Raw genomic sequence first — 17,066 nt, 5'->3', positions numbered from 1 at the left:
ATTAAAATCTATTTCAGGAGAAGGTGAATACTATGCTTTTTTTCTGTTTTTCGAGCAAAGACCGACACTCAATAGTAGAATCCATTTTATTTCATCTAACTAATTATGGATTACCAGTCTGGTATGACCGGCATAAAATGTTATTAGGCGATGAACGAGATAATAAAAATTTTGATGAAGGAGTAAAGGCCTGTAATTATTCAATTATTATTTTAAGTGCTAATACAATTGCATCCGAATGTGCAAATGAGGAAATTGATTTGATTTATCAGAGATATAAACAGCATAAAATGTATGTGTTTCCTATATTTTTCAATATAAAAGCCAGTCAATTACCAGAAAAATATTGTTGGATGAAAAGATTAGTTTATAAAGAACTTACTGTTGCAAATGATTCGCGAAGTGCTTGCAATCATATTATATGTAAAGTGACCTTAGATGAATTGCAAAAGTATAAAATCAAAACGATAAATGAATATTTAAAACTTTATAAAAATAATAAGGCATTTTCTTACCTCACAGAATTAATTGATTCATATTGCAAAATAAGTGATGAAAATCATAATGCACAAATTGCATTACTATATGCTGGATGCCTTTATATCAAAGAAAAATATAATTGTTGTTTAGAAATTCCAGAATTTTATTATAAAGGTATCCAGCGACTCTTTGAAGAAACACGGCTTAATCTGCCTATCGACTTAAGAGAAACTCTTATTTTTGAAAGACTTTTTTTATTACTGTTTAATGCAGCGATATTCGGTTACACTATTTAATATATTAACTATTACCTCTGAGATTTTCTGAGGTTCGGTCTCATAACGGAGAATATCTATTTTTTTTGATAAATAATAAAATTGATTAATGTTTGCTTTAACTTCTTTCCAAATAATATTTGCTTCATAACCAGTTGCACCAACTGGAATAATAACAAAATTGTTAGCCTTGGCAATTTGAAATTCCTGATATGTACCGGTGCTAAAATGTGCTATATTATCATCAAACATACCTGCTTTGTTCATGTTTCTTGATTGACCAAATAAAAATATTGCTGCACTGCAATCACGCTGCATTAGTTTTCTATAAGTTTCCTTTTTTTCTTCACTTAAATTCATGTGAAAAGGAAATGGACGCATTGATAAATATTTTGGTGTGTTGGAGATATTTCGTTCTGCTAAATACTGATTTGCATATCCTGTTATGTATGTTCCAAGTCGTTTACCTACTCCTGTACTGATACGATAACCGGAATTATAAAGATGATTTACTAAAGCACAAGATAACTTATCAGCAAAATTATTAGTGTTTTCAGTGACAGAATCATATGAACCAGAAATAAATACTTTCTTTTCTTTAGTTTTTCCATTTAAACAATTTATGATATTAAGCATTCCATCTTTTGATGCACACAAACATGTAATATTATATCTTTTTTTCAAATCTTCAACAAAATAGTAAAAATCTTGTGAAACATTTTCATCTATATACATTATTGCATAATGACCTTCCATAGAACCACCCAAAAATTCTTGTATAGAGCATAGGCAATCCAATACTAAAGCATCTGAAAAACTGTATCCAATAAATAAAAATGTATTCGAGACTAATTCTCTTTTTAAGAAAGTTAAAAAAAGTGGATGCTTTTTTAAATAATGTTCATAATCATTTTTTGTTAAAATCATATTTATTGGTTCTGATATATCACCATTCATCTTATAAATATTAACTTTATCATGGCAATCTATACTGGCTAAATTTTTATCATTAACGATAATATTGTGTGGAATACATTTTTTCCCTAATTCTGTTTCTATACTTTTATCGTAATTAGTAGTCCAAATACTGTTAAATCCTATTTCTAATAAGGAATTTAATAATAAGTTGGACTCTTGTGGAATTTTATTAATTTTATTATTGATAATACTTCTCAAATCCGAATCACTATGCTCATTCGCATAATACTGTGCAAGAGAATATAAATCTATTTTATTTAAGTCAACATTAAGTTCTTCGGCACATTCGGAAAGCAGATCTGCCCACCCAGGATATCCAGAGTTTCGAGATACTCCAGCTCCTATAAAAAGAGACGCCTCATTATTTATAATTTGATCAGAAAATTTTTTATAAAAGTGTGGTAATTGATCGGCAGTTTTCGTTAATAAACGCTCATAAATACTTGACATTTTCTTCCCCTATTTTAAAGTTTATTTATATGTTGATAATTGAGAATTATCCATTATCTACTCAAAAATAAACATATCTATCATAAACCCTGTTTGTTTATATGAAAATAATTCAAATAATGTTAAAAATATTAACAAAATAAGAATAAGAATTGTTTTTTGCAATATAGCAAGATATACTGAGTACAGGTGGATGGAGATGAAATACGTTGTTCGGCTTTTGGGAATAGAAATCAACAACATAAAAAATGTGATACACGGCGAAATTGAAATGCCCCAAAACAAAAAGGGAAGCATTTTATGAATCTACGGAGCCAATGGATCTGGAAAAACAGTAGTTGTGGACTGTATGGTATTGCTGAAATATCTTCTTTCCGGACGTCAGATCCCGTCAAATTTTTATTATTTATAAATGAAGCAAGTGATACCTCCACTGTAAAGTATCGCTTTGAGCTGAAAATCGAAGAAAAATGCTATCTGGTAGAATATGAAATTGGACTGCTGAAAAACGGTAAGAAGAGCTTCTGCATCAGTAAAGAAAAATTCAGCCAGAGAGAAATGTCCGAAGGAAAACGGATCACACCTGTTTTTGATTACCAAAAAGGCAAGAAAGAGCTTTTTCGTCCGTTGAAATTGTATGAGCGTTTTTCTAAGGATATCCAGAATGTCATTGCACTTGGAGTCGCAGAGCAGGCAACACAGAACTATAATGAGGAAAAGGGCGTTCCAGAGGTAAGTTCCTTTTTATTTTCAAGAAAAGCGCAGGAAGTCTTTGAAAAAGCCGAGGGTGAAGCTGCATTGCTTGCTCTACTGAGTCAGTGTTTTCAGAAATATGGAATTTATGCTCTTGCTGTTGTTGAAAACGCACAATACGGCTACTTATCCTTAAATTTGGAAAGTATGCCGGTTAATATTGACTGGTCGGACACGATACCAAAAAAAGGTGAAGGCATCTTCTTACGCTTCACAGATATAAATGTGGTGCCAAAAGAAGTTTTTCCTTATGTAGCAAATACGATCAAGCAGATCAATATTGTAATGAAATCATTAATACCTGAGATCAATATAGAAATTTATAATGCGTTTGATAAGCTATTGAAGGATGGAAAAGACGGAGTGCAGTTTGAAATCATTGCCATGCGTGGAGAGAACCGGATTCCTCTTTTGTATGAATCCGCAGGAATAAAGAAGCTGATCTCTATTTGCAGTAATTTAGTTGACTGCTATAACAGGGAGTCTTATTGCCTTGTGGTAGACGAGCTGGATTCTGGTATTTATGAGTATTTATTGGGAGAATGTCTGGAAGTTATGCAGGATAAAGCTAAGGGACAATTGATCTTTACATCACATAACTTACGCCCATTGGAGATTCTTGAAAATGATTCTCTGCTTTATACGACTGTGAATCCTGAGAATTGCTATATAAAATCTACTTATATCAAAAATACGCAAAATACCCGGTTATCTTATTTACGGACGATCAAGCTTGGCGGGCAAAAAGAAAAGCTCTACAATGAAACAAATATATATGAGATGGAGCTTGCTATGAGGCGGGCAGGAAGGATACGTGCTAATGACTAAAAAAGTTATTCTGTTTCTTGTAGAAGGGCCGACGGATGAAGATGCACTGGCTGTTATATTTACGAAACTGGTAAACGATCATGAACGAAATATTTTGATGCACATATAGAGGCAAAAAATAAGGATCGGCTGATCCGTAGAAATCTAAGCAAGAGAAAGATTGTATATTCTTTGTATAACCGGAAAACTGTGGCAGGATTTCCCTACGAGATCTACTATTTTTCCAGAAATATGGAACATGTGCTGCATGACCGGGCAGAAAATCTGACTGATGATGAAAAGGAAGATCTGGCATTTGACATCGCAGACCAATATACAGATCAGCTGGAAAAATTCCTGGAATATTTACATGACGATGGTTTTTATGTATGTGGTACTTATAAAGATACCTGGGAATTTATCATGGATGGAAATAATTCACTGAATCGTTATTGCAGTTATTGCAATGTGGCTGTCTTTTTTGAACAGCTGGAAATTGGGTAAAACTGGTAAAAAAAATCCGTTGACTTTTACCGTATTCTTCCATTGTAAAATTTTTTGCTGATCCGAAAAACGGAACTTTGGGAAACAAATAAACCACCTGCTATGCGGGTGGTTGTAGTTATCCTGCTTTTCGGAGCATTTATGGGAACATGGATGAAAGACAAAATTTTTGCTTTCCTAGATGGGAAGTTTGCGAAAAACGAGACCCATGATTTTATTTAAATGCTTGCAGAAATTTAATGGAAAATTTCTAAGAAATATAACATTTTAATTTTCAGGTCTTTCTGGATGGACAGGAACAATAATGGTCTATCCGGGAAGGCCTTTTTTTACTGCAGGAATGTTGTAAAACGGAACTTTTGATGGAAATACAATTGCAGAAAAATAAAAAAATGTTAGTTTTGGCTATCATGTCCAGTATGCCGAAAATCATTTGGAGAAGGCGAAGGACGTGTTTATGAAAGTGATGAATATCCTCTAGATTTATATAGCCCAGTGGAAGGAAAAATAGAAATTAAACTGAGTTGATAAAAAAATATAAAAAAAGAATTGACAATTATATTCTACAGTTGTAGAATATAATTAACTTCTACAGATGTAGAAAATAAAATTTTAGGAGAATCCACGATGAAGACAAAATTTATGACACTTATGACGGTAGCAACACTTGGGATTTTTTCAGCTGCAACGGTTATGGCAGCAGGAAATAACGATTTCTATACACAGCCGCCGGCTGGATCTGAATGGGAAAAAGCAGATACTGAAGGTACCTATGCAAGCTATACGAACGGAAATGATTATGTAAATATCTATAAATATTCACTGGAGGATGTCAAAACAGGAATTGCCAAATGCAATGACACATACGATGCCTGCTATCAGACAATTTATTCAGAGGGAAATAGCCTGTATATGGCAGTGGGATATGCAAAAGATGCAGATGACATCAGTGACGTCAGAAAATTTGTAGAATATATTTCTTATCCCGGAAATCCTTCGCTTACCAGACAGGAGAATGAAAACCAGACCGATGATTCTTCTGATGATTCTGATAAGGCAACTACAGATACTGCCAGTCAGAAGTCAGGAGGAGATTCAGATATCCTTACTACCTCACCAATGACATTAGTTGACAGTGATGGAAATACCATTGAGATTAATTACATTCTTCACAAAGATTATTCTTGTGAATATCGTGGAGATGATGGAATGAACTATACCGATAATGGGGATGAAACTTATACCGACGAAAATGGAAATACCTACTCAGCTCTGAATGATGACACTCATCATCTGGGATATACGTTGGAACAGCATGACCTTCAGGATGCAAACGGTAATACTGTGACGGTTACGGAAACTACAAATGGTGATTATTATTTCCAGGACGAAAATGGTACAGGATTTACGGACAACGGAGACGGGACATGGAGTGATGAAAATGGCAGCAGTTATACAGAAATAGACTGATAGTGGTCAGTAGCTGCAGGAATGGCAAGGGCATTTGCAAATTGTGCAAAAGCCCTTGCCATTTCCGTGAACCGTGGTAAAATAGAATTATTCCTACATTTGTAGAAAATATGTAACAGGAGGTATGAAAAAGTGAAAAAAACTTACCAGAGACTTCCGGAATCAGAGTTGGATATTATGCTCGTTCTTTGGAATAATACTCCGCCAATGACCAGACCGGAGATTGAAAAAGTGATCAATACGAAGAAAAAGCTTGCATCAACAACAATTTTGTCATTGCTGACCAGATTGGAGAACAAAAATTTCGTGGAAGTGACGAAACAGGGAAAAATGAATCTGTATACACCCTTGGTTTCGCAGTCAGATTATCAGGCACATGAAAGCCAGAGTGTTCTTGAGAAACTTTATGGGAATTCACTAAAAAAGTTTGTAACTTCACTTTATCATGGAAAGAAGATCAGCTCGGAAGAAGTCCAGGATCTCAGTGAATTTCTTAAGAACCTGGAGGACAGGGAGGAATAGCAAATTATGGAGGTTCTTGTTCTGCACATTCTGAAACTGAATATTATTGCAGCAATAGTAATTTTACTGGTAAAAGTGCTTGCGACTCTGTTTAAAGGACGTGTATCAGCGAGATGGAAGTACTTTATCTGGCTGTTGATTACGATAAGCCTTTGTGTTCCGGTGCGCCTTCCGGCGAATCTGGCACTGGTGGATTTCAAAGTACTTAGAAGCAGTCAACAGAATACGCAAAACCCGAAGATAACGGATTACGCAGTCAGACCAGAGGAAAGTCAGAAGATAACAGAAACCGTATCATCTGCGAGCAATGACATGAAAAATCTGACAGAAATCCCGGAACAAAAGAGAACTGTCAGGTACGAATCAGATAAATGGCTGGGAATTGTGGCTGTGATTTTTGTTGCTGTCTGGCTGAGCGTAGCGGTACTTAAACTGACAGGAGAATTGCTGGCATATTATTTTTCTATAAGGAATCTGGAACGGATGAGTCTACAGGTAAGTGATACGGTGAGTATTCAGATGTACCGTGCAGCGTGTCAAAAGAAGCACGTACGCAGAATACCGGAGCTCAGGCAAAACGCAGGTCTTACCACACCGCTTCTTGCAGGACTTTTACATACAAAATTGTATCTACCAGCAACCGGGTATTCAGCAGAAGAAAGAAAACTTATCTTTTACCATGAACTTACACATTATTGCCATCGGGATCTCTGGTATAAGATGCTCCTTCGAATCTGTGCATCGATATACTGGTTCAATCCCTTTCTTCTTATCATGCTGAAAGAAGCGGATAAGGATATTGAAAATCTGTGTGATACAGCGGTTGTTCGCAGAGTTAATAAAAAGGAACATAAATTATATCGACAGCTGCTTCTCAGGACAGTGGCCATGGAAAATCAGATTCCATATGTGACAGCAAGTCTTAATGACAGCGAAATGGTGTTTAAAGATCGGATTCTGTATATGGTGAACATTCGGAAACTCCGCAAAGGAATTCTTCCGGGAATTCTTGTGACGCTGCTGCTTGCAGGCGGTAATCTGGTATTTAATGTCTCTGCCGGGACAGATACAGTTTCAGTAGAGACGGAGAAGTCTGGTATTGAAAAAAATGCAGATCCAGAGAAAAATAATGTACCGGATTATGCACCGTTTTCTGAAATGGTAACTATGCAGAAAGCTGCTGAAACACAGGACGAAGGAGGAGTGACAGAGAATACAGATACAGAGGATTCTGTAGACGAAGAGGAAAAAGCGGATGCGGAAACAAATGATGAACCTGCCATGGAAAACAGCGGACAGGTAAGTGAAACGACCGATGATGGAATTACCTCTGACAACAACGGGTCTGTTTCATCTTATGAAAATCTGCCAGCAGGCGTACCATATACCAGTGGATTCACTACTACTTCCGGTGTAGCATCAATTGTAGCACCGGGTGGAGGAGATGAAGAATCCAGAGTTCTTTACGATAACGGAGATGGGACCTATTCTGATTATTATGGGAGCCGATACAGTTATCAGGGAGATGGAAACTGGGCAGATGCTAATGGCAATTCATATCGTACCTGGAATGACGAAGATTATTATTCCGGAAACCAACTGGAACAGCATGAACTCCAGGGCAGTAACGGTACCGTTACTGTAAAAGAAACAACAAACGGAGATTATTACTATTGTGACGCAGATGGGGTCGGATACACAGACAATGGTGATGGCACCTGGACGGATGAGAATGGGAACATCTATACAGAATAAACAAAGAAGCAGGACAATGGGGATGCTACCCAATGCCCTGCTCCTTTGTTTATTCAAAATGAAGTTTCTTAAATCTTTGAAGCCGCAAAATGCTGCAAGCTCTTTCTTTGATTTTGATGTTGTGCAAAAAGCCAAAATCTGTTTGGATACCGTTGATGATTCCGGCTCCTGTCTGTCAGCTAGATTTTCCAATGGGATAAATTTACTGGATTTACGCACAAGGCTGTAACATTCGTTGATTAAGATACGGATTAACCAGGTCCGGGCATAGTTATCGTTTTTTAATGTACCGACGTTGGAAAAAGCCTTCACAATTGTATATGGGTAAGAAGTAAGACAGGTGTATAATGTCAACAGAGGGGAAAGATTTATTTCCTCTATTATTAAAAAAATAAAGTTTATTTGGGGATATTTTGAAAAACTGTACGTCTAATCTATGTAAATGAAAATTGCCGGCCGGCTAAAGAAGGTGGTGTTAAAGTGACCAAAGAAGAATTAGGGACGTTGATTCTCAATTCAGAGAGACAATTGTATTCTACTGCCAAAACAATTTTAATTAACGATCAAGATTGTGCGGATGCTATTCAGGAAACGATTGTTAAGGCATTTTCAAAGATTGGAACTTTGAGAAATGACAAATATGCCAAGACTTGGTTGATTCGTATATTGATCAATGAGTGTTATACTCTTTTGAGAAAGTCGAGTAAACTTGTTTCTTTGGAAGGGATGAGTGAAATGACAGAAATTGAGACAGATCAGAGAACTGACTATAGCGACTTGTACAGAGCCGTAAATTCTTTGAAAGAAGAATTACGAATGCCAGTTATTCTGTACTATATTGAGGATTTCAACATAAAAGAGATTGCGCAGATTCTTGAGATAACCGAGGGAGCAGTTCAAAAAAGACTTGCCAGAGCACGGGGAAAGCTTAAGCGTAATTTACAGGAAAGTGAGGAGTTGACAGTATGAGGTTAGAAGATATGAAAAAAGATATTCCTGAAACTCCGGAGTTCATCCACACGATGATCCAAAGCGAAGTGAAAAAACAGCTACAGGACACGAAGGTGGTTAATATTCAGACAAGGAGAGTGAAAAAATGGACAGGTGCCAGAGTGGCTGCAGCAATAGCCGTATGTGTATTGGCTACATCGACCATAGTCTATGCAGGTACCAAATTATATCATATGTTTTTAGAAAAACAAGGAGCCTACAGTATCGTAACGGGAATTAAGGCGGATGGCAGCACAGGGAAAATTAATCTTCCTGAAAGAATTCATGATATAGATATCTCAGCAGGATATATTCCAGAAGGAATGGAATGGATTGATGAATTTCATCTGGAATATCCTGAGCATGATCGAACCGGAGGATTCAGCTTTGCATCTGTGCTTTTAGACGAGGATGATTTGAGCAAAGTAATGCAAGATAAGAATGTTGTTGACTGTGAGGAACGAACTTTTGGCAATTATGAAGGTGTATATCTTAAATATAATGACCTGGCAGAGGATGGATCTTTTAATCAAAGGATTTACCTTCTTCGCCCAGATGTATATCGTGTAATTACTGTTTATATCGGTGATGATATTTCAAAAGAGGATGCCATTAAAGTGGTAGAAAACCTTGTAATCACTGAAAATGATACAATGATTGAAACCGCTGGTTTGTATACGTGGAGCGAAATGGTATCCCCTGAAGAATCATCGGGAGAAGCAGTGATGACTTCTATTGCAGATAATAAATTGCTAATGCATCAGATTGGTGAAGTGTTTGATATATCAGCATCTGGTGAAGACAGAGATGGCAACTATATTGAAAATGATAAAATTTCAGTTTGTGTTGATGCTGTTCAGGTGGAGGACAATCTGCAGCTGCTTGGTCAGAATAATGTGCCGGAAGAATGGACTGATGCAGTTGGAACTGATGGAAATTTAGTAAATAATACGCTGTCTTATATTAAGTCCGGTAATGGCATTGATTCAGTGGATGAGATTGTAAAAACAGAAAGTGTGAAACAAAAGCTCGTCTATGCGACAGTTACTTATACCAATAAGTCAGATGAAGAAATTAACCATATGCTTTATATTGGTACATTGCTGTTGATGGACCATGAAGATGGATCATATCAAATTTACGATCCGACAGAACAGTCCGGAGATGACTACGATCGTGTTATATGGGATGGTGTTGCACGTACAGCTGAAATGACATACAACAGTATATCAGAGGATTATGGAAATGGAGGAAACTATATTTCTTCATTAAAACCTGGTGAGAGTATACAGGTGAATATGGCATGGATCGTAAATGAGAATGACTTGAATAATATGTATCTGAATCTTAACGGTGATGGAGCTGCATATGAGTTTTCAGATTCAATGTTAAAAACAGGATTGGTGGACATATATCAGTAATGAAAATCTTATTATAGAGAAGAGGCTGTCCGTAGTGGGCAGCTTCTTTTAGATGCAGCGTTCGGTACGGATTGCTTAAAAACATCATTCCAGATGCTATACTCTATCATTAACCTGCCAAACATCAATCTGGGACAGTTGCAGATAATTCTTGCCGCAGCAGGCTTGCTCTCCGTATTAGCAACGGTTAGCTGTACGCTATTCCTGTCTGCGAAGTTTAAAGATACCCTGACGGTTTTACTGATCTCTATTGTGGTTCTTTTCATGCCGCTTTTTGCTTATGTGGCGATGGGAGCAACATGGTTCTCCACCATACTTCCATCTGCCGGAATTGGTATGCAGAACAATTTCCTTTATCAGCTGGCGAATTTCAACTATCTGCATATCGGTGGAATGAGCTTCTGGACACCGTATGGATTTCGGCAGGAATTGAATAACTGTGCGTCGCATTCTCGTTACTTAGTGATGAGTTAGGCGCACTTTTTTTAAAAAACGAGCAGAACAAATGTTTGCAAACACTTCTTGCATATGATATAATATAAACATGGAGAAAAATATGTTTAATATCAATAATAATGAACTTTCATATGGTAGAGGATATGTGTATTCCCTACAGTACCATCTGGTATGGTGCACAAAATATCGGAAAAAGGTTTTAAAAGATGGTATTGATGCAGAATGCAAAGAAATGCTCTGTGATCTTGCAGAAGAATATAAATTTCAGATTCTGGCAATGGAGGTTATGCCGGATCATATCCATCTGCTTGTAGATTGCAGACCACAGTTTTATATCTCTGATATGATCAAGATCATGAAGGGGAACATTGCCCGGCAGATGTTTCTTGCGCATCCAGAACTGAAGAAAGAGCTTTGGGGAGGGCATCTGTGGAATCCATCTTATTGTGCAGTAACGGTGAGTGACAGGAGCAGGGAACAGGTATGTTCTTATATCGAGGGGCAAAAAGAAAAACAGTAACCTGAAAGAATCCGTTTTTTATATTTGTAAGAAAGAGGAAAAAAGATGAGGACAGTATCCAGTTATGGTGTAGAATTGCGAAAACAAAATATCCCGATCCGCCAGACACTGGATATTTATCGTTCTGCGGTCAGTTGTCTGATTGAGATCTATGCCCAGATATGGGATGAACTGGCAGTGATCACAGAACCTAAAAACCGTTTCAACACGGCAGAACATCTGGTACATACCACCAAAAAGAACCAGGCAAGGTTTGATTTTGACCTGCGTTTTCCAAAGATGCCTTCTTATCTCAGAAGGGCAGCTATCCAGCATGCCCTGGGAAGTGTATCCTCATATAAGACAAGGATGGAACTGTGGAAAAAAACGGATCAGAAAGGCGGCAGGCCGAAGCTGGTGTGTGATAATCATGCCATGCCGGTATTCTACCGAGATGTGATGTATCGTGAGGATACAGAAGAAAAAGATGGAGCGTGCCTGAAACTTTATGATGGTCATGACTGGAAATGGTTCCGGGTCAGCCTCAGCCATACAGATATGGAATATCTAAGAAAGAACTGGGCAGGAAAAAAAGCTGCAGCACCCGTGCTGGAAAAAAGGCATCGTAAATACTTCCTGCGCTTTTCTTATACGGAAGAAGTGCCGCTTACAAAGACACCTGTAAAAGAACAGATCATCTGCAGTGTGGATTTAGGACTCAATACGGATGCAGTCTGTACCATTATGCGGGCAGATGGAACTGTCCTGGGAAGAAAGTTTATTGATTTTCCCAGTGAAAAAGACCGGATGTACCGTGTGCTGGGACGAATAAGCAGGTTCCAGAGGAAACATGGTTCTGCACAGGTGAAAAGCAGATGGGCCTACGCGAAGCGTCTTAACACAGAACTTGGAAGAAAGATTGCAGGTGCAGTCACAGGATATGCAGAAGAAAACCATGTGGATGTGATTGTGTTTGAGTATCTGGAAATAAAAGGAAAGATATCCGGAAGAAAGAAACAGAAGCTGCATCTGTGGAGAAAAAGAGATATCCAGAAAAGATGTGAACATCAGGCGCATCGCAGAGGGATGCGGATTTCCAGAATCTGTGCATGGAATACCAGCAGGCTTGCCTATGATGGGTCAGGAACAGTTGTCCGCGATCCGGGCAATCACAGTTTATGTACATTCCAGAATGGAAAAAGATATAACTGTGATCTTTCAGCGTCCTATAATATTGGAGCAAGATATTTTATACGGGAACTTTTAAAACCCATTCCGGTAACGGAAAGGTCTTTGCTGGAGGCAAAAGTCCCTTCAGTAAAGCGTAGGATCTCATGTGTATATGCGGACTTAAGAGAACTATTTTTAGAAATGGAACTCTTAAGAGCAGCATAAACACAGGCAGATATACAGCGGACTACCTGTGGTGTGGGAACCTGCCATATCTGGCATGGAAAAAAGCGCATGACTGCGCATATCCTAAGTTACAGGCGTATCCGCCGATATTTAGCCTTGTCGCTTAAAGCGGCTGAGGAGCATGTGACTTTAGTCATGTGAGATCCACAAGAAGCAAGGAATCTATACCCATATGCAGTCTGAAGCACATGTACCTTGGTTTCGCGTTGTATTTGAGATGACAGATGGAAGTTTGATGGAATTTCAAATGCAACAGGGAGATTTTCGTGAATTGGAAAAAGGCGATCGAGGTATGCTGACTTATCAGGGAAATCGGTATATATGTTACCAAAAATATAAATTTAAAAGTGAAGCACAGGAGGAAGAAAAATGTTAAGTGAAAGCATTGCAAAACTGGTACAGTATGGAATTACAACAGGTCTGACACCGGAATGTGAAAGAAACTACACAACAAATCTTCTGCTGGACGTTTTTCATGAGGATGACTATGAGAAACCGGACAACATTGAGGAATCTGTTAATCTTGAAGCAACATTGGGTGAATTGCTGGATGAAGCCGTAAAAAGAGGACTGATCGAAGACAGTATTGTATACCGGGATTTATTTGATACCAGATTAATGAACTGTCTGATGCCGCGTCCAGGCCAGGTGCAAAAAGAATTCTGGGATAAATATAAAGAAAGCCCAAAGGAAGCAACCGATTATTTTTATAAACTGAGTCAGGACAGCAATTATATCCGCAGATATCGCGTAGAGAAGGATCAAAAGTGGAAGGTAGACAGTCCATACGGTGAGATTGATATTACCATCAATTTGTCCAAACCGGAAAAAGATCCAAAAGCAATTGCCGCGGCAAGGAATGTAAAATCCGGAAGCTATCCGAAATGTCTTCTTTGCCCGGAAAATGAAGGATATGCGGGACGTGTTAATCATCCGGCAAGGCAGAATCACAGGATTATTCCGATCACAATCAATGATACTCCTTGGGGATTCCAGTATTCTCCGTATGTATATTACAATGAGCATTGTATTGTATTTAATTGCCAGCATACTCCAATGAAAATCGAGAGAAATGCATTCATTAAACTGTTTGATTTTGTAAAACTGTTTCCGCATTATTTCCTTGGATCTAATGCAGATCTGCCGATCGTAGGCGGATCGATCTTAAGCCATGATCATTTCCAGGGTGGACATTATACATTTGCAATGGCAAAAGCACCAATTGAGCAGCACGTGGTACTTTCGGGATTTGAAGATGTAGAGGCTGGAATTGTAAAATGGCCGTTATCTGTACTTCGTATTCGTCATAAAGATTCTAACCGTTTGGTAGATCTGGCAACACATGTGCTGGAAGTATGGAGAGGTTATACTGACGAAGCAGCATTTATTTATGCTGAAACCAATGGAGAGCCTCATAATACAATTACACCAATTGCACGTAAAGTAGGGGATATCTACGAATTGGATCTGACATTAAGAAACAACATTACAACAGAAGAACATCCGCTGGGCGTGTATCATCCGCATGCAGAATATCATCATATTAAGAAAGAAAATATCGGTCTGATCGAAGTTATGGGACTTGCAGTTCTTCCAGCCAGATTAAAAGGTGAGATGGAACTTCTGGAAGAGTATATTCTCGAAGGCAAAGATATTTCTTCAAATGAACAGATTGAGAAACATGCAGAGTGGGTTAAGAAGTTCCTTCCGAAATATCCGGAAATCACAAAAGAAAACATCCATGGCATTCTTCAGAAAGAGATTGGAATCGTATTTACCCATGTTCTGGAAGACGCAGGAGTATACAAATGTACGACCGAGGGAAGAGAAGCATTTATGCGTTTTCTTGAAACATTATAAAAACTGAAATAAAAGGATTTTTGGGAAAATGGGAGGTAAGTGAAACCTCCCATTTTTTTAGGGCAGCTACTCTTAAGAAGCATGGATCGGGCAGTTGCATTATACGAAAGTATGGAATTGCGGGGATTCCATGGGGAGTTTTATTATGCAGAGAAAGTATATAACAAACTTGTATCCTGGGGATATGTGATTTTCTGGGTATCAGTATTTATTTTGATGAGAACATGCTCAGTCACAGTGCTGCTGGGAAGAATGTTTGTATAGAAAGTGTAGACGAAAATGATAAAATTTGAAAATGTAGTATTTGGATATGGAGAAGAGAAAAATGCCTTGAATTATGTGTCTTTCCATATCAGTGAAGGAGAACAGGTGGGTCTGATCGGAGCCAATGGTGCAGGGAAGTCTACGCTAATGAAGGCAATGCTGGGACTGATCCCTGCAAAGGGAAAGATCACTGTTGATGAAATAGAAGTAAATCAGGAAAATTCAAGTAGAATCTGGCAATGCCTGAGGTATGTGTTTCAGGATTCTGATAATCAGATGTTTATGCCGACGGTTTATGAAGATATGATATTTGGACCATTAAATTATGGTAAGAGCAGAAAAGAAGCAGATCAGCTTGCCAGGGAGGCCTTGGAAGAACTGGACCTTATACATTTGAAAGACCGCCAGAATTATAAGATGTCAGGTGGCGAAAAGAGAATGGCTGCCATAGCCACCATCCTTGCAATGAACCCAAAGGTAATGCTGATGGATGAACCATCAACAGCATTAGACCCAAAGAACCGGAGACGGCTGATACGGATCCTGCAGAAGCTTCCGACAACAAAGATCATTGCAACCCATGATCTGGAGTCTAAGATGACTGCTGCCGATGCTGATATCTATATCTGTTTTGTCAGAATCAAAAAACAGGTTGCTGAATAGGCATAATCTATATTATAATATATTTATAGCTAAGCTCACTTGGAGGTGATAACATGCCATTATTGAAAGAAGAAGCTTATACTATAGATGATATATATGCTTTACCAGATGGAGAAAGAGCAGAACTGATTGATGGTCGTATGTATATGATGGCACCACCAAGCCGAAAGCATCAGCGTATCTCAACAAGACTTGTCAGTATTATTGATCGTTATATTGAAGAACATAAAGGAAAATGCGAGGTCTATGCTGCACCATTTGCTGTTTACTTGGATGAAAGAAGTAATACCTATGTAGAGCCAGATATTTCTGTAATTTGTGATCCAGATAAGCTTGATGATAGAGGATGTAAGGGCGCACCTGATTGGATTATTGAGATTGTGTCACCTGCAAGTAAGAAAATGGACTACCTGTTGAAGCTTCTGAAATATCGTTTCGCAGGTGTTAAGGAATATTGGATTGTTGATCCTGAGAAGAATCGTGTTATAGTATATAATTTTACCGGTGATGAAAGTGTTAATGATTATACCTTACAGGATTTTGTTAAAGTGGGAATCTATGAAGATTTTGTGATTGATTTCGGAAGTATGGAATTATGAGTGATAATATGACAAAACGTGCAAAAGAATATATGAATGCAGATTTCGTATACGAGGATTATAAAAATCTGGCAGAAGCACAGAAAATAGCAGACGTAGAAGATGTGACAGCAATTTCGGAACGATTAATTAAACAGAATATGGAAGCATATAAGGAGCTTGCTAAATGATAATTTTGAATAAAGAACATAGGGAGATTTATTCAAGAGAAGTTACCAGAGAAATACCAAACAGTGAGACTATATCTGCAATTAATGAAGTACAACAGATGAAACAGAATCCTTCTCTAGGAAAATCGTATACAGATATAGACAAAATGATGATAGATTTGACAATATAAAAAGCTTTATTTTCATCGAAGGGAGCATATAGAATGGATTGGAATTTAAAGATTACAGATATGGCAGGTGCTACACCAGAACATTCATCAGTTATTGTCAATTTTGTGGCTGCGGTCAGATATCAGTTAAAAAACAGCACTTGTTATGTTTATTCCGATAATGTACAGTACCGTTTTAAAGATGCTGAGGGAAATAATAAGATAGTCATTCCTGATGCCTCTATAAACTGTCGTACTAAATCCAGGAGAGGGAATACATTTACAGATGCCCCACGCTTTGTTATGGAAGTTTTATCTCCATCAACCGAAAAATATGATCGTACAGAAAAGATGGAATTATATGCGCAACAGGAGATAGAGGAATATTGGATTGTTGATTGGCGTACAAAAACAATAGAGATTTATGAACTGGACTATGATGAGAATGATATTCCCAAATATTATCTCTGGAAAACTATTAGCGAAGAAAACAAGGATGAATTAAGATTGGTTCATTTTCCCAATATTAAGATAACCTTTGAAGATCTGTTTGATGAGATTGACTACTAAGATATAGTATGGAAT

General features: G+C 37.7%; 19 protein-coding genes. 18 read left to right on the top strand and 1 reads right to left on the bottom strand.

Annotated elements, in window-relative coordinates:
- The first annotated feature begins 32 nt into the window (after positions 1-32).
- Positions 33-776 (top strand): toll/interleukin-1 receptor domain-containing protein, encoded by a 744-nt coding sequence (locus LJE11_RS08210; RefSeq protein WP_008703610.1) that lies wholly within the window; start codon positions 33-35, stop codon positions 774-776.
- Here LJE11_RS08210 and LJE11_RS08205 read toward each other — a convergent pair.
- The gene (locus tag LJE11_RS08205) at positions 738-2,183 is read right to left on the bottom strand and encodes an SIR2 family protein (RefSeq protein WP_008703609.1); all 1,446 of its coding nucleotides are present in this window, start codon (positions 2,181-2,183) and stop codon (positions 738-740) included. The two genes, LJE11_RS08210 and LJE11_RS08205, sit on opposite strands and share 39 nt — an antisense overlap.
- Positions 2,184-2,483: 300 nt before the next feature.
- On the opposite strand from LJE11_RS08205, the gene LJE11_RS08200 reads away from it, so the two are divergent.
- The 17 genes from LJE11_RS08200 to LJE11_RS08120 all read left to right on the top strand — a co-directional run bounded on the left by LJE11_RS08200 (position 2,484) and on the right by LJE11_RS08120 (position 17,051).
- Positions 2,484-3,764: an ATP-binding protein gene (locus LJE11_RS08200; RefSeq protein WP_227295802.1), complete on the top strand. Its 1,281-nt coding sequence runs from the start codon at positions 2,484-2,486 to the stop codon at positions 3,762-3,764.
- 171 nt (positions 3,765-3,935) lie between these two features.
- Positions 3,936-4,247: a hypothetical protein gene (locus LJE11_RS08195; protein WP_049896285.1), complete on the top strand. Its 312-nt coding sequence runs from the start codon at positions 3,936-3,938 to the stop codon at positions 4,245-4,247.
- 627 nt (positions 4,248-4,874) lie between these two features.
- A complete protein-coding gene (locus tag LJE11_RS08190; RefSeq protein WP_008703605.1) occupies positions 4,875-5,717 on the top strand; it encodes a hypothetical protein in 843 nt (280 codons plus the stop codon).
- Between the two features lie 132 nt (positions 5,718-5,849).
- Positions 5,850-6,239: a BlaI/MecI/CopY family transcriptional regulator gene (locus tag LJE11_RS08185; RefSeq protein WP_008703603.1), complete on the top strand. Its 390-nt coding sequence runs from the start codon at positions 5,850-5,852 to the stop codon at positions 6,237-6,239.
- A 6-nt stretch (positions 6,240-6,245) separates the two neighbouring features.
- A complete protein-coding gene (locus LJE11_RS08180; protein ID WP_008703601.1) occupies positions 6,246-7,994 on the top strand; it encodes a M56 family metallopeptidase in 1,749 nt (582 codons plus the stop codon).
- 480 nt (positions 7,995-8,474) lie between these two features.
- On the top strand, positions 8,475-8,963 hold the full coding sequence (locus tag LJE11_RS08175; protein ID WP_008703599.1) for a sigma-70 family RNA polymerase sigma factor: 489 nt from the start codon (positions 8,475-8,477) through the stop codon (positions 8,961-8,963).
- The gene (locus tag LJE11_RS08170) at positions 8,960-10,405 is read left to right on the top strand and encodes a hypothetical protein (protein ID WP_008703597.1); all 1,446 of its coding nucleotides are present in this window, start codon (positions 8,960-8,962) and stop codon (positions 10,403-10,405) included. The genes LJE11_RS08175 and LJE11_RS08170 overlap by 4 nt, the downstream gene beginning before the upstream one ends.
- Before the next feature lie 93 nt (positions 10,406-10,498).
- On the top strand, positions 10,499-10,879 hold the full coding sequence (locus LJE11_RS08165; protein ID WP_008703595.1) for a hypothetical protein: 381 nt from the start codon (positions 10,499-10,501) through the stop codon (positions 10,877-10,879).
- Between the two features lie 70 nt (positions 10,880-10,949).
- Positions 10,950-11,381, top strand: a complete 432-nt coding sequence (gene tnpA / locus LJE11_RS08160; protein ID WP_008703594.1) for an IS200/IS605 family transposase — start codon at positions 10,950-10,952, stop codon at positions 11,379-11,381.
- A 45-nt stretch (positions 11,382-11,426) separates the two neighbouring features.
- The gene (locus tag LJE11_RS08155; protein ID WP_008703592.1) at positions 11,427-12,755 is read left to right on the top strand and encodes an IS200/IS605 family element transposase accessory protein TnpB; all 1,329 of its coding nucleotides are present in this window, start codon (positions 11,427-11,429) and stop codon (positions 12,753-12,755) included.
- 163 nt (positions 12,756-12,918) lie between these two features.
- On the top strand, positions 12,919-13,152 hold the full coding sequence (locus LJE11_RS08150; protein ID WP_226839646.1) for a DUF2500 family protein: 234 nt from the start codon (positions 12,919-12,921) through the stop codon (positions 13,150-13,152).
- On the top strand, positions 13,146-14,636 hold the full coding sequence (galT, locus tag LJE11_RS08145; protein WP_008703588.1) for a UDP-glucose--hexose-1-phosphate uridylyltransferase: 1,491 nt from the start codon (positions 13,146-13,148) through the stop codon (positions 14,634-14,636). Before LJE11_RS08150 ends, galT begins: the two co-directional genes overlap by 7 nt.
- Positions 14,637-14,915: 279 nt before the next feature.
- On the top strand, positions 14,916-15,563 hold the full coding sequence (locus LJE11_RS08140; protein WP_008703583.1) for an energy-coupling factor ABC transporter ATP-binding protein: 648 nt from the start codon (positions 14,916-14,918) through the stop codon (positions 15,561-15,563).
- Positions 15,564-15,616: 53 nt separating this feature from the next.
- Positions 15,617-16,162: a Uma2 family endonuclease gene (locus tag LJE11_RS08135; protein ID WP_008703581.1), complete on the top strand. Its 546-nt coding sequence runs from the start codon at positions 15,617-15,619 to the stop codon at positions 16,160-16,162.
- Positions 16,159-16,332: a hypothetical protein gene (locus LJE11_RS08130; RefSeq protein WP_008703580.1), complete on the top strand. Its 174-nt coding sequence runs from the start codon at positions 16,159-16,161 to the stop codon at positions 16,330-16,332. The genes LJE11_RS08135 and LJE11_RS08130 overlap by 4 nt, the downstream gene beginning before the upstream one ends.
- Complete coding sequence (locus tag LJE11_RS08125) at positions 16,329-16,502, top strand: hypothetical protein (RefSeq protein ID WP_008703579.1); 174 nt, start codon at positions 16,329-16,331, stop codon at positions 16,500-16,502. Before LJE11_RS08130 ends, LJE11_RS08125 begins: the two co-directional genes overlap by 4 nt.
- A gap of 33 nt (positions 16,503-16,535) precedes the next feature.
- Entirely contained in the window at positions 16,536-17,051 is a 516-nt protein-coding gene (locus LJE11_RS08120) for a Uma2 family endonuclease (RefSeq protein WP_008703578.1), read from the top strand.
- The last annotated feature ends 15 nt before the right edge of the window (positions 17,052-17,066 follow it).

The organism is Blautia sp. DFI.1.216 (assembly GCF_020594215.1).
Taxonomy (GTDB): Bacteria; Bacillota; Clostridia; order Lachnospirales; family Lachnospiraceae; genus Blautia_A; species Blautia_A wexlerae.
Note: the sequence above shows the minus strand (reverse complement) of the source record. Positions and strands in the feature narration are given on the sequence as shown.